We start from the raw sequence: 13,999 nt of genomic DNA on the forward strand, positions 1-13,999 counted from the left end.
GCATAGCAGGTGGTTTTTTGTTTCGCACACTCGCTCTGCTCGCGTGCTCAACTAGGTCTAAAGACACTAATAAAAAGAAGTCAAGAAAAAACAAAATGTTTTTTTCTCAACCTCAAACTATTACTAACAGTCTCTGAATTTATAAAATCTAATCGCGGAAATTAGTTTAATTTACTTTTCTTCTTTATCCTGATTGTTTTCAGCATAGTTCTTAATAAAGTAGATCAGGGTTTGGAGTTCGTTTGTTAAATCAATGTTCTGAACTTGAATATTCTTCGGAACAGAAAGACGAACCGGAGTAAAGTTCAAAATCCCCTTAACGCCAACGCTAACTAACTGATCCGCAACCTTTTGGGAAGTTGAACTTGGAACAGTAAGGATTACGGCATCAATTTGTTGTTCCTTAATCTGCTTTTGCATTTCACTAGCTGGATAGATTGGAATCCCGCTCTTAACGGTGTTAGCTAATTCAGGCTTAGTATCAAATGCTGCACTAATCCGCAAGTTAGTATCTTGGTGGAAGTTGTAATTAAGGAGGGCACTTCCTAATGAACCAACCCCAACAAGGGCAACATTAGTTAGAGTATCCTGGTTCAAAATTCCCTTAAAGAAGTTCAGCAGGCTTCCAACATCATAACCGTAACCCCGCTTCCCCAATTCACCAAAGTATGAAAAGTCACGACGAATTGTGGCAGAGTCAACCTGAACTGCTTCAGAAAGTTCAGTTGATGAAACACGCCGCTTGTTTGCACTTAATAATACACTAAGGTAACGGTAATAAATTGGTAATCGCTTTGCCGTTGCCTTAGGGATTTTCTTAGTAGCCATTTTCTACTATTCCTCCTGCAATTTTAGTTTTATTTAACATTAGTGAGCTTATATTCTTGGCTCAATTTTGTTAGCTTGTGAAATTCAATTCTCCTATTATTCTAGCAATAAACTCTTTAATTGTGAACACTTAAACAAAATTCTTTTTAAAACTTTTTTCGTTTGAGCGGTGCTGAACGTTATTTATCCTTTGTCTTAGGTGAAATCAGGATTAACCAGCGTATAATAGAAGAGTATAACTTTTAAGAACGAGGTAAACAAAAAATGATTCTTTTGCAAGCCAATAATGTCATGCGTCGCTTTGGCGCTGACGTCCTTTTTCACGACGTCAACTTACAAATTCAAGAACATGGGCGAACTGCCCTTGTTGGTCGAAATGGGGCCGGAAAAACGACCCTGTTAAAAATGATCGCAGGAATAACCAGTCCGGACGAAGGAACAATTGCCAAAAACAAGGGCCTTACTATCGGTTACTTAGCCCAGGATCAAGGTCTGGATAGTCAAAACACTATTTGGGCAGAACTCGATCTAGTTTTTGCCCCTCTCCACAAGATGGAAAAGCAAATCCAACAATTAGAAGACCAGCTAGCCTCACTTGATCCCTCCACAAAGGACTTTCAACTAACAACGGAAAAGTATTCACAGCTCCAGGCCGACTTCAAAAAGCGTGGGGGCTACGAATACGAATCCCGAATGCGGGGAATCCTCAAGGGCTTTGGCTTTGAAGAAGAAGATTATCAAACCGCTATTAATTCACTTTCTGGTGGACAAAAAACTAAACTAGCATTGGCAAAGATCCTTCTCCAATCCCCGGATCTACTAATTCTTGATGAACCGACAAACCACCTGGATATGAACGTCCTTGCGTGGCTTGAAGACTACCTTAAGAGTTACCAAGGTGCCCTCCTTGTCGTTTCCCACGACCGGTACTTCCTTGATCTGGTGGTTTCCGATATTTACGATCTTGATAACCACACCCTTCGTCACTATACCGGAAACTACACCCAGTTTATGGAGCATAAACAAGAATGGTTAACTGCTGAATGGAAACATTATGAACAACAGCAAAAGAAGATCAGCAAGCTTGAGGACTTTGTTAACCGGAATATTGTCCGTGCTTCCACCACTAAACGAGCCCAGGCGCGGCGAAAACAATTAGAAAAGATGGAACGACTTGAACGGCCAGAAACCGATGATAAGTCCATCCATTTCTATTTTCACAGCGAAAAGGATAGTGGAAATGAAGTCCTTGATGTTGATCAAGCTGTCGTTGGTTACAATGACCAAAAGCTTGCTGGCCCATTATCGTTCACGGTCCGTAAGCCCCAACGAATTGGGATCATTGGCCCTAACGGAATCGGAAAGTCAACCCTATTGAAATCAATTCTTGACCGGATTCCATTAGTTAGTGGCACTATCAAATTGGGTGCTAACCTTCAGATCGGTTACTATGATCAGGAACAGCAACAACTTCATCCTGAAAAATCAGTCTTAAATGAAGTCTGGGATGATCACCCGAATATTCCAGAAAAAGATATCCGCTCCCTCCTGGGAAGTTTTCTCTTCGTTGGTGATGATGTTTACAAGTTAGTTCACGATCTTTCTGGTGGTGAAAAGGCTCGGCTTGAATTAACCAAGCTTTCCTTCAAGCCAATTAACTTTTTGATTCTTGATGAACCTACAAACCACTTAGACATCGATAGCCGGGAAGTCTTGGAGAACGCGATCAATGAGTTTACCGGAACGGTGCTTTTTATCTCCCACGACCGGTACTTCATTAACCAAGTTGCTACTGATGTTCTCGACATGAGTGCTACCGGGATTAAGCATTATGAAGGAAACTATGATGATTACCTTGAAGCCGTGAATAAGGAAAAAGCTGCTAATGCTAATCAGGGTGAAACTCAGACTTCAACATCCAAGCCCAAGAAATCGAGTGCCCAACAATCTTACCAGCAAAGTAAGGAAACGCAGCGTGCTCGGCGGAAACTCCAACGACAGGTTGATAAACTGGAAGAACAAATGACCGCCCTGGAAGAAAAACAAGAAGCGATCAAAGAACAGATGAGTCAACCAGAAATTGCTACTGATATCGGTAAGCTTTCGGATCTACAAAAACAACTAGATGAGTTTACCGCTCAATCTGAAGATGTTGAATTAGAATGGACAAGCGCCGCAGAAGAACTGGAAAAGTTCGATCAAGAAAACAGTTGACATTTAATTGAGAAAAAAGTAAACTTCAAACAAATGATCCAAGTAGGACAGTCCAGAGAATGTGGTCACCGGCTGTAAGCCACCAACAAAGTTCCGAATCCTAATCATTATTTAATCAACACGTAAATAATATTTTGTAAAAGAGTAAAGCATGTCTTTGAACGAGGATGGTAACGCCGTAACTGGTGCCTCGACTTAGGCATGCTTTTTGTCTAGAAGGGATGGTTAATATGAGAAGTCAACATCAGCGAATCGTTGTTAAGGTCGGGACAAGTAGTCTTATCTACCCCAATGGCCAGGTTAACCTGCGAACAATTGATCGCCTTGCTTATACCCTTGCAACGTTGAACCACCAGGGATATGAAATGGTCCTAGTGTCTTCCGGTGCGATTGGTGTCGGTCTTGCTAGTCTTGGTCTGACAAAGCGTCCAGCAGAAATTGCTCAACAACAAGCACTCGCTTCAATTGGTCAAACTGAACTCATGCGGATTTATTCCCAACGTTTCTTGGATTACCAAACTAAGGTTGCACAAATCCTGTTAACTCGCGATGTGCTGGAATACCCCGTTAGCCGCCAACATACCCTCAATACGATCGAAACCCTACTTGGCAATTCAGTTGTCCCAATCATTAATGAAAACGACCCCGTTTCCGTTGATGAGCTGGATCATCACACAACATTTAGTGATAATGACGAACTTTCTGCACAGGTTGCCACTAAGATTAAGGCAGACCTTTTAATCGTTCTTTCCGATATCGATGCCTTTTACGATCGGGATCCTCACAAATTTGCTGATGCCCAGCCTATCCGTCACGTTAAAGAAATGACACCTGAGCTCGAAAAAGCCGCCAGTGGCACTAGCACTCAATTTGGTACCGGCGGAATGGTCACCAAACTCCGTGCCGCCGCTACCATCATGGAAGCTAACCAAAACATGATTCTTTGTAACGGCCAAGATCCCAAAATCATCTTCCAAATCCTCGATGGTCACAAAATAGGAACGAGGTTCGGAAAATAGAGTGCGAGCCAGCAGAGGACTTGCGAAAGGCTAGCAATTTCTCCTGACGAAGGCGTCCCGCGCCTAGGAAGGAGGTTGCTAGCTCTAGCAAGTCCCTGGCGAGCTCATTTTGACTCAATTGCCTAGAACCGCTAGCTCTAGCAAGCCCCTGGCGAGCTCGTTTCGGCTCAGTTGCCTAGAATCACTAACAATAATGAAGGAGGAACATTATGACAACACTTACTCAAATTGGTAAACAAGCTAAAGCAGCTGCTCGTAAATTAGCATCCCTTGATACCGCAACTAAAAATAAGGGATTGTTTTCTATGGCTGATGCATTAATCGCTAACCAACAGGTAATCCTTACAGCAAACAAGCAAGACTTAGCCAACGCTAATGAAATGCCTAAAAAGTTTCTTGATCGCTTAATGTTAAATGAACAGCGAATTACCGATATGGCAAATGGCCTTCGTTCAATCGCACAACTTCCCGACCCAACTGCTGAGATTGACCGGGGATGGATCAATGCTGATGGCCTGCAAATTATCCAACGACGGGTTCCCCTCGGTGTTATCGGAATTATCTTTGAGGCTCGGCCAAACGTTACTGCCGATGCTACCGGATTAACCTTTAAGAGCGGTAATGCAGTAATCCTTCGTGGAGGTAAAGAGGCCATTCAAACCAACTTAGCGATCGCTAAGATCCTTCGTGACGCTCTTACCCAAATCGAGCTTCCTGCAGACGCTGTTCAAATGGTTTCAGATCCAGGCCATGAAAGTGCCCAAGAAATGATGAATTTAACTGGGTATATTGACGTCCTGATCCCTCGTGGTGGTCATGGCCTAATTCAACGGGTTGTTAAGACTGCTACTGTTCCAGTAATCGAAACCGGCGCTGGTAACTGCCACGTTTATGTTGATCGTGATGCCAAGCTTGATATGGCAACTGCCATTACCGTGAATGCCAAAGTTCAGCGACCATCTGTCTGCAACGCAGCAGAAAAGCTCCTCATCCACCGTCAAGTAGCGCCAACCTTCCTTCCCGTAATTGCAAAGGCATTAATTAAACACGGTGTCCAACTCCGTGGCGATGAAGCTGCATGTCAAATCGTTCCAGAAATTAGCCCAGCTACAAAAGAGGACTGGGACACCGAATACAACGATCTCATCATGGCAGTTAAAGTTGTCGATAGTCTTGACGAAGCAATTACCCATATTAATGATCACAGTACCCACCACTCTGAAACGATCATTACTGATAATCTAGAACGGGGACGGCAATTCCAAGAACAAATCGACTCAGCCTGTGTTTACGTCAATGCTTCTACCCGTTTTACCGATGGCGGAATGTTTGGTTTTGGTGCCGAAATTGGAATTAGTACCCAAAAGCTCCATGCTCGTGGACCAATGGGATTAAGCCAATTAACAACTATTAAGTACGAAATCACTGGTAACGGTCAAATTAGAAAGTAAAAATAAATGGGACTTCAAAGTTGAACTTTGAAGTCCCATTTTTTATTACTTTTTCTCCGAATACATTAATCCCGGTTCTGCATTTAAATCTAACTTAGCGCGATCACCATGTTCGTAATCCATATAACCAGCAGCACCAATCATTGCAGCATTATCACCACATAACTTTAACGGTGCTTGAAGCATCGTAACATCTGGATGATACTTTTGCATATCATGATCTAACCGTGAACGAAGACCATGGTTTGCGGCAACACCACCGGCCAATATTAGTTGTTTTACCGGGTATTGATCGAGAGCCCGCATTGTCTTTTCGGCCAATACGTCAACAACACTTTGTTGGAAACTGGCTGCCAAATCATACTTATTGAGCTTTTCTCCCCGTTGATCGGCATTGTGAACGGTATTGATAAAGGCGCTCTTAAGACCACTAAAACTGAAATCGAAGTTATCTTCCTTTTCCATTGCCCGTGGGAAGTGGAAGGTATCTTTTCCTTTAGCTGCCCATTCATCGATCGTCTTTCCGGCAGGATAATTGACTCCTAAAACCCGGCCGATCTTATCGTAAGCTTCCCCAGCCGCATCATCACGGGTTTCACCAATAATCTCAAATTCATGTTCAGACTTCATGTAAACCAATTCCGTATGACCACCAGAAACAAGAAGGGCCATTTGAGGATATTTAAACTCGCCAACATACCGTGCAGCATATAAGTGGCCAGTCATATGGTTGACCGGGATCAACGGCAAGTGGTGTGCCCAAGCAGTCGACTTTGCGGCAGTTACCCCGATTAAAAGAGAACCAACCAGTCCGGGACCATAAGTAACCGCAACTCCTGCAAGGTCATCGTAAGAAACATTTGCTTCGGCTAATGCCTGATCAGTACAGCGGGTAATCCATTCAATATGATGCCGACTAGCAACTTCCGGAACAACCCCACCAAAGCGTTGATGACTATCAATCTGGGTTGCAACAATGTTTGACAAAATTTTAGTACCATTTTCAACGACCGCAACACTTGTTTCGTCACAGCTCGTTTCGAATGCCAGAATTAAGTTTTTCTCTGCCATAACTAAGTATTTTCTCCTCTATTTTACAATTTTACTTCCATCTCAACCGCATCTTCCCGATTATCAATATAATAGTGCGGCCTAATACTTGTTTGGGAAAAGCCAAGACGTTCGTATAGTTTTCGCGCTTTAAGGTTATGAATCCGGACTTCTAGCGTCATTTTCGGGTAACCATGATGACTTGCGTAATCTTTTAAAAGCGTAATCATTTTTGAACCAAGCCCCCGATCTTGATAAGCCGGACTTACCCCAATATTAGTAATGTGGCTTTCGTGTTTATACCAATTAAATGAACAGCCGACATAAGCAACTACTTGACTATCGTAAGTTATAACCAGGTATAACCGATCGCGATCCCGTTCCAGTTCAATCTGAAAGGCACTAACACTCCATGGGGTAGTCCCGTAGATTAATTCTTCAATGTGGACAATTGCGGGAATATCCGTAAAGCGTGCCTGGCGAATAGTAAATTGTCGCCTATTAATTAGTAACGGTTGTTGGGTAAATTTTAACCGTTCTTCTCCCTGTTTGTGTTCAAGCCATTCTTTAAACTTCGCGAACATAGTTTTGTCTAGTTTCACCTGGATGAAGCTTTTGCCAGTTAGCTTCAGCTTCAGTAATTCGTAAGTAATGTGGAACCATTGAATCAATGTCAGTAACCGGTTGGGCGTCTTTTCCGGCAAGAGCAAGTTGGTATGTTGATGGGATGGCAAATGGCCGCGGTGCAAGCTGAACATTAGCAGGCATTTCTCCCATTGCCTTTTCAATTCGATCAGTTAAATGACCAACTAATAAGATTGGTTGGTCTAACTTGGCTAATTGAGCAAGAAGATCCTTCATCGCTAAGTGCTGATCCGCAATCCGGTTAACTAACTTTCCATCTTGCCATTGGTAAGCACCAGCAAAAACGTTCCCCCGTCGTGCATCAAAAAATGGCACAATCACTTCTTTAGTAGTGGGAACGATATTCCGTGCTAAGACTTCCAAGCTTGATACCCCAACCAGTTCCTTATTCATGGTATCGGCTAGGACCTTAGCAGTTGAAACCGCAATCCGAATTCCAGTATAAGAACCTGGACCCTGGGCAACTACAATTCGGTCAACATCTTCTGGCTGCCACTTTACTAGCTTAAACAACTTATTGATTACTGGCATTAAATAAATACTATGATTCCGCACCATATTTAAGGTTTCGGTTGCTAACAATTGATCATCTTCAACAACCGCAACGCTCATTGGGTGGTTTGACGTATCGATGGCAAGTAATTTCATTTTCTCGATCATCCTTTCAATCATTTAACATCTTATCACACCAGGTATTTTTTGCATTAAATTAAGCCAAAATAAAAGTAGCGTTTAGCTAAACTCCCCCTGCTAAACGCTACTCTTATTAAAGGTTTATTATTATGAAAATATGTTCTAATTCAAATAACTAGTCACGATCATCGTAGCCCTTTGGGTGGGTTGAATGCCACTTCCAAGCGGTAGCGATAATGTCATGAACATCGTCATACTTTGGATCCCAACCAAGAACATTCCGGGCCTTATCACTAGCAGCAACTAATGAATCAGGGTCACCTGGACGCCGTGGAGCGATCTTTGCTGGAATTGGTTCACCTGTAACTTCACGGGCAGCTTCAAGCATTTGCTTATTAGAGAACCCGGTTGAAGAACCTAAGTTAAAGGCATTACTTTCGTTTCCAGCTTCAAGATACTTAATAGCCAAGATATGAGCATCAGCCAAGTCCATAACATGAACATAGTCACGAACGTTGGTCCCATCTGGGGTGTTGTAGTCGTCACCAAAGATGCTTAATTCATCCCGTTTACCTTGAGCAACTTGTAAGATAATCGGAACGAGGTGGGTTTCAGGACCATGGTCTTCACCAATAGTACCATCCGGCGCAGCACCAGCAACGTTGAAGTAACGAAGAGCAACAAACTTGATGCCGTAAGCCTTGTCAGCCCAGTGCATCATCTTTTCCATCATTAACTTACTCAAGCCGTATGGGTTGATTGGGTTTTGTGGATCAGTTTCCTTAATTGGCATGTGTTCAGGAACACCATATGTAGCAGCGGTAGAACTAAAGACGATGTACTTGATGTTGTGGTCACGCATTGCCTCAAGTAAGGTAATCATTCCACCAGTATTGTTGTCAAAGTACTTCAAAGGCTTACTCATTGATTCAGGAACAATTGAAAAGGCAGCAAAGTGGACAACTGCTTCAATATCCTCATTATCAAAGATCTTATCCAAAAACTTCCGGTCACGAATATCCCCTTCGTAGAATTTAGCCTTAGGGTTGATTGCGTCACGGTGACCTGTAGAAAGGTTATCAGCAACAACAACTTCTTGACCATGTTCAACTAAGTCTTTAACCATGTGTGAACCGATGTAACCGGCACCACCAGCAACTAAAATTGCCATGTTGTTTCCTCCTTATACGACAACATCTGCTAATACCAGACTGTCTATTAATTCCTTGTTCAGATATGATTGTAGCACTTTTATAATCGGCCGTTTAGTAAAATTAAGTAAAATTTTAGTAAATAATGTAACCACTTACAAGGTGAATAGATTTTCTAAGCTTGTTTCGTGTTCTAGGTAGCGAAATAACAGTCCTTCACGAAGGCCGCTATTACTAAATTGGATCTGCTGAATTTGTTGTTGACGAATAATACTCATCAATGGAAGCAATCCCCCAACAATTACATCAGCCCGTTCCTTATTCACGCCCCGAATTTTGGCACGTTCACTCTTAGAACTCCTTAATAGTTGTTGCATAATGCCGGATGCTTCATCTGGAGTCATTGTTAAACCATGGACTGGCGCAACCCGGCTGGAATTTGCTGCCTGCTGCCAGCGGTAAACCTTAGCTAATGCCCGGTTACAACCACCCAGAGCAACGATTTCACTATGACGGATCCGGTTGAGCCATAACTCCTTGCTTAAAACCTGATCTACTTTAACGATCGCGTTAAAGAGATCCGGTGCACTAATCTGATCTCCTAAATCATAGCGCTGCGAAATTAGGACTGAACCAAGAGGGATGCTGACAACTTCTTCAGCCTGACCATCTTTAACGAGGATAATTTCCATACTGGCCCCACCAGTATCCAGGATCGCCCCATCTTTAAGAGCTAGTGTCCGACTAACCCCAATATAGTCAAGGTAAGCTTCTTGTTCACCTGAAATCACGTGGATTACAAAACCAGTTTTCTTTTTAACTTCTTGTAAAAATTCAGCCTGATTCTGAGCCTGGCGGACTGCAGCGGTTGCTACTGCCAAAATCTTAAGGTGTTTATATTGGTCACAGATTTGCCGAAACTCAGCAAGAGCTTTCAGCGTTCGTTTGATCGGTTCTGGCTGAAGGATCTTTTCCGGTCCCATATTCGATGACAAACGAACGTAACGCTTTTCATACTGCTCTGTCTGGTATGAACCATCAAGCTTGATTTGGTCAATCTTCAGTCGAACCGAATTTGAACCAAGATCAATAATTGCTAGATATTGAGAATCCTTACTCATGATGCTTATCCCCCCGTGAGTCAAGATACAAACTAGGAACGTGACGACTTAACGTTTCAAAGACATTTGAAAAGTGCCGCTTTGACTTTTCCTGGCGTTTTGTTTGCTTACTTTCAACCGTTACTCGTTGGGCAAAGAATTCTTGAGCATTAAATGGTTCCTCACCATGGTTATCAATTCGTTCATAATGATCACCAACAAGTACCCGAGCCTTAACGTTGTCTTTCCACATATCATCAAGGATCGAAATTGCCTTAGTTTTCGTATCAGGCTGTTCAACAGGGAAAAGTTCTTCAACCCGCCGATTAAGGTTCCGGGTCATCATATCCGCACTTGAAAGATAGATCTCCTCATTACCATTACCTTCAAAGTAGTAAATCCGCGAGTGCTCAAGGAAGCGCCCAACAATTGAATGAACCTCAATGTTTCCGTGAAGTTCCGGTAGATCGTTTCGTAAGCAAGTAATCCCCCGAATAATCAATTGGATCTTAACGCCCTTTGAAGCCGCTTCATATAAGTGAGCAATAATTTGCTTATCAGACAGTGAATTCATTTTCATCCGGATTAATGCTGCGTTCCCACTTTCGGCAATTTTAATTTGCTGATCGATTTTTTGATTAATAAAATCACGAATACCGTTTGGTGAAACCCGTAACTTATTAAAGTATGACGGCCGAGCAAACCCGGATAACATGTTAAAGAGATTTGTCATATCCATCCCAATTTCCTGATCACAGGTTAGAAGCCCCATATCAGTATAGAAGTGAGCGGTCACATCATTGTAGTTCCCTGTTCCCAGGTGCATGTACCGACGAAGGCCATCATCGTCGCGCCGGATTACCAGGGCAATCTTACAGTGAGTTTTTAGGCCAACTAATCCATAAATAACGTGACAGCCCATCTGTTCCAATCGTTGAGCCCAGCGAACATTATTTTGTTCATCAAACCGTGCCTTAACTTCAACCAGAACAGTAACCTGCTTACCACGTTGGGCGGCCATCCCCAAATACTTAATAATTGGTGAATTTCCAGATACCCGATAAAGGGTCATTTTAATGGCAAGGACTTCCGGATCAAGGGCTGCTTGATGAATAAAGTTAACCACCGATTGAAAACTATCATATGGGTGTTGCATCAGGTAATCATGCTTCCGGATTGCCGCAAAAATATTATGTTCCATGTCCAAGTCAGGGTTTTGGTATGCATGAAATGGTGGGAAGCGAAGATCGTTATGGCCATCAACCATGCCGGAAAGTTTCTTCAAGAATGTTAGATCCACTGGACCATTTACCCGGTAAATAGACCGTTCATTCACGTGAAGATTATCGACTAATTGATTTTCCAACCATTCATCAATTGAATTTTCTACTTCAAGCCGCATAACTTCACCATGTTCCCGTTCACGCAACTGGTGCTTAACAGCCCGAAGCAAGTCGGAAGTATCTTCTTCCGCAACATCCAAGTCCATGTCCCGCATTACCCGATAAGTTGCAGAAGCAAGGATTTGGTAACCAGGAAATAGCTGACCTAAGAAGCGTTTAATGACCTCATCAATCAGGATAAAGTTATTCTCTCCTGGCAAACGAACTAACCGCTTGTAAATTGATGGAACACGGACAGTCGCAAACTTAATATCTGATTCGCGACTATCATCATGGGGCTCTAGCTGCCGACTCTTAACTTCCTGGTCCCCTTCAAGAATTTCTTGTTCCTGAATAGCTTTCTTTTGCTTTGGATCACGACGTAATTGGACAGCAATGTTAAGTGAATTATTGGCAATAAACGGGAAGGGCCGGGATGTATCATCTGCCATTGGAGTCAGTACCGGCATTAATTCATCACTAAAGTACCGCCGAATAAACTCTTTTTGTCGATCATCCAAATCCGCCAAATGCATAATATTAATCTTTTGTTGTTTAAGGTCAGGGATAATCTGTTTGTTATAAACTTCATACCGTTCCTTAACCATTTCATGTTCTTTTTTGTTTACGGCTGTCAGCTGTTCTTCAGGCGTCATTCCGGATGCGTCGGTCGTTGTCACATTAGCCGCTGCTAGTTTATGAAGTGAGGCAACCCGGACCATGAAAAATTCGTCAACGTTACTTTGGGTAATTCCGAGAAAATTAGCTCGTTCAAGCAGTGGGTTACTAGTATCCGTTGCTTCTTGGAGTACCCGTCCGTTAAAGTCAATCCAACTAAGTTCCCGATTAACATAATTTTGTGGTTTATAAAAATCTTTGTACATTTTACCGATCCTCTTTTTCCTTCAACACTGGCTCAATTCCAAAGACATCGTTAAAGAGCTGTGACTTTTGACTAAATGACCAGCTTTCCAGTACCAAATCATCCGAGCTAGTCGCCTTTACTACTAACCGCCCATTCTTTAGTTTTAATTGAATCCGACTAATCTTTTGCTGCCGAGAATCATCAAGCGAATCAACCAACCGTAAAATTGCTGCTAGCTTAGCAACTGGCAGTTGAATATCATCATCCAAGTGACGGTAATGGGACTGGTTAATGGTTGGACTTTCAGTACTGTGATAACGAGCAACTTCAGCGATAATTAAATTATCTTCATCCGATAAACCAATCAGTGGGTTTGCTTCTAGGATATATGCCGAGTGTCGGTAATGTCCCTGTTGGTTAATAAAGTTTCCAATGTCATCAACCTGCGCCGCCACTTCAAGTAACAACCGGTAATGATTATTTAACCGGTGAATTGGCCGTAATTCATCAAAGAACTGGAGCGCATATTTTTTGACAAAGTCTGCATGCTTAGAATCAATTCCGTATCGTTGGGCAATATTATCTGCCGATGTCCGGATCATGTTATTTACAGTAGCCCGTGAAGTGTCATTATTCGTTGCAATCCCGTTTGAAATTCCATCCATGATAGAAAGGTTAGTAACGTATAGGTTTGTCGGGTTAATTAATTCTGACACCCGGGTAATTACTAGGTAAGTAGGAAGGATGTACTCATTACGGGCTGCCGCTAAATTAATATCGTTATTATACATGTACCGATCTTGAGGAATTAACAGGTGGTTAAACGTTTCTTGGAACTTCTTTCGGTCAATCTCACCAATTTTTTGGTGTTTTCCAATATACCGTTTACTTAATGATGGCGCGTTTTGCACGATCATTGTCGTCCTCTTATGCTGAATCAATTCAGGAGCTAAATAGCCGAGCTTACTGCCAATATAATCCTGGATAATCTCTGTCGGGTTAGTCGTTGTCTGACGCAACTGATTAACTAGCCGATGAATCTGTGCTCCGCCAAGATCAATTTCCCATGAGGTTTCAAAATTACCATGGTGGAAGAATGCTAATGTGGAACTATCTAAACCAATACTTAAAATATATAAGTTATGTTTACTTAGCTCTCTAAATTCTGGCAATTGATCCACGATATAGCTCATCGACTGGGCCATTAGCTGGTTATTATTTAACCATTCAACCTGTAACCCAGTTCGAACTTTTAACTGATCACCAACATAACTAGCGGTAACGCTATCCATATCTTCATAAGCGCCATAGAACTTAACGTTATCGACATGATAATCATTGATTAGTTCCTTAAATTCCTCAATATTATCAGTGATTGCCGCCATATTTTTGCTATAGTTGGCGGTTTTACCGTCTTCACCAATATCAAATAATCCAGAGCGAACATCATTGATCACTTTAAGACTTGGGAGCTCAATAATCCGTAAGAAAATTTGATCCGGTTGTAAGTAGATTACTGCCGTTAACGAACTTTTCATTCTAATCACCCCTCAAAGTTTTTCCATCTTAAGTCTACCATTTATAAAAGGCAGATTGTAAAATTTAAGTTGAACATTTAAGTGGACAGAAAAACCCATCAAGGTCTTTAATGGTGTTACCAC

Annotated in this window: 11 protein-coding genes; 3 read left to right on the forward strand and 8 right to left on the reverse strand. The window is 42.2% G+C overall.

The features are described 5' to 3' along the window. Positions 1-171: 171 nt before the first annotated feature. On the reverse strand, positions 172-828 hold the full coding sequence (locus tag H9564_RS08410) for a redox-sensing transcriptional repressor Rex (protein ID WP_191685030.1): 657 nt from the start codon (positions 826-828) through the stop codon (positions 172-174). Positions 829-1,092: 264 nt separating this feature from the next. Between H9564_RS08410 and H9564_RS08415 the strand changes: the two genes are divergently transcribed. From H9564_RS08415 to H9564_RS08425, 3 genes are all read left to right on the forward strand, one after another. Then, complete coding sequence (locus H9564_RS08415; RefSeq protein WP_191685031.1) at positions 1,093-3,042, forward strand: ABC-F family ATP-binding cassette domain-containing protein; 1,950 nt, start codon at positions 1,093-1,095, stop codon at positions 3,040-3,042. A gap of 221 nt (positions 3,043-3,263) precedes the next feature. Further along, positions 3,264-4,061: a glutamate 5-kinase gene (proB, locus tag H9564_RS08420; protein WP_404804697.1), complete on the forward strand. Its 798-nt coding sequence runs from the start codon at positions 3,264-3,266 to the stop codon at positions 4,059-4,061. Positions 4,062-4,270: 209 nt separating this feature from the next. Then, positions 4,271-5,512: a glutamate-5-semialdehyde dehydrogenase gene (locus tag H9564_RS08425; RefSeq protein WP_191685033.1), complete on the forward strand. Its 1,242-nt coding sequence runs from the start codon at positions 4,271-4,273 to the stop codon at positions 5,510-5,512. Between the two features lie 45 nt (positions 5,513-5,557). Here the strand turns inward: H9564_RS08425 and tsaD are convergent, their stop codons facing one another. From tsaD to H9564_RS08460, 7 genes are all read right to left on the reverse strand, one after another. Further along, positions 5,558-6,583, reverse strand: coding sequence for a tRNA (adenosine(37)-N6)-threonylcarbamoyltransferase complex transferase subunit TsaD (gene tsaD, locus H9564_RS08430; RefSeq protein ID WP_191685034.1), 1,026 nt, complete (start codon positions 6,581-6,583; stop codon positions 5,558-5,560). Between the two features lie 23 nt (positions 6,584-6,606). Further along, a complete protein-coding gene (gene rimI / locus H9564_RS08435) occupies positions 6,607-7,146 on the reverse strand; it encodes a ribosomal protein S18-alanine N-acetyltransferase (protein WP_191685035.1) in 540 nt (179 codons plus the stop codon). Beyond that, a complete protein-coding gene (gene tsaB / locus H9564_RS08440) occupies positions 7,130-7,855 on the reverse strand; it encodes a tRNA (adenosine(37)-N6)-threonylcarbamoyltransferase complex dimerization subunit type 1 TsaB (protein ID WP_191685036.1) in 726 nt (241 codons plus the stop codon). Before tsaB ends, rimI begins: the two co-directional genes overlap by 17 nt. A 160-nt stretch (positions 7,856-8,015) precedes the next feature. Then, positions 8,016-9,011, reverse strand: a complete 996-nt coding sequence (gene galE, locus H9564_RS08445; RefSeq protein WP_191685037.1) for a UDP-glucose 4-epimerase GalE — start codon at positions 9,009-9,011, stop codon at positions 8,016-8,018. A 135-nt stretch (positions 9,012-9,146) separates the two neighbouring features. After that, positions 9,147-10,112 (reverse strand): Ppx/GppA family phosphatase, encoded by a 966-nt coding sequence (locus H9564_RS08450; RefSeq protein WP_191685038.1) that lies wholly within the window; start codon positions 10,110-10,112, stop codon positions 9,147-9,149. Then, positions 10,105-12,357 carry an RNA degradosome polyphosphate kinase gene (locus H9564_RS08455; protein ID WP_191685039.1) on the reverse strand — a complete coding sequence of 751 codons (2,253 nt, stop codon included), beginning with the start codon at positions 12,355-12,357 and terminating at the stop codon, positions 10,105-10,107. Before H9564_RS08455 ends, H9564_RS08450 begins: the two co-directional genes overlap by 8 nt. A 1-nt stretch (position 12,358) precedes the next feature. Next, a complete protein-coding gene (locus H9564_RS08460; RefSeq protein WP_191685040.1) occupies positions 12,359-13,876 on the reverse strand; it encodes an exopolyphosphatase in 1,518 nt (505 codons plus the stop codon). Between the last annotated feature and the right edge of the window lie 123 nt (positions 13,877-13,999).

Origin of the sequence: Limosilactobacillus avistercoris (assembly GCF_014836425.1) — a bacterium.
GTDB classification, from domain to species: domain Bacteria; phylum Bacillota; class Bacilli; order Lactobacillales; family Lactobacillaceae; genus Limosilactobacillus; species Limosilactobacillus agrestimuris.

Coding starts and splice junctions, on each gene's coding strand:
- H9564_RS08455 (WP_191685039.1), bottom strand. CDS start 12,357: ATGTACAAAGATTTTTATAAACCACAAAATTATGTTAATCGGGAACTT.
- galE (WP_191685037.1), bottom strand. CDS start 9,011: ATGGCAATTTTAGTTGCTGGTGGTGCCGGTTACATCGGTTCACACATG.
- proB (WP_404804697.1), top strand. CDS start 3,264: ATGGTTAATATGAGAAGTCAACATCAGCGAATCGTTGTTAAGGTCGGG.
- H9564_RS08410 (WP_191685030.1), bottom strand. CDS start 828: ATGGCTACTAAGAAAATCCCTAAGGCAACGGCAAAGCGATTACCAATT.
- H9564_RS08450 (WP_191685038.1), bottom strand. CDS start 10,112: ATGAGTAAGGATTCTCAATATCTAGCAATTATTGATCTTGGTTCAAAT.
- tsaB (WP_191685036.1), bottom strand. CDS start 7,855: ATGAAATTACTTGCCATCGATACGTCAAACCACCCAATGAGCGTTGCG.
- H9564_RS08425 (WP_191685033.1), top strand. CDS start 4,271: ATGACAACACTTACTCAAATTGGTAAACAAGCTAAAGCAGCTGCTCGT.
- rimI (WP_191685035.1), bottom strand. CDS start 7,146: ATGTTCGCGAAGTTTAAAGAATGGCTTGAACACAAACAGGGAGAAGAA.
- tsaD (WP_191685034.1), bottom strand. CDS start 6,583: ATGGCAGAGAAAAACTTAATTCTGGCATTCGAAACGAGCTGTGACGAA.
- H9564_RS08460 (WP_191685040.1), bottom strand. CDS start 13,876: ATGAAAAGTTCGTTAACGGCAGTAATCTACTTACAACCGGATCAAATT.
- H9564_RS08415 (WP_191685031.1), top strand. CDS start 1,093: ATGATTCTTTTGCAAGCCAATAATGTCATGCGTCGCTTTGGCGCTGAC.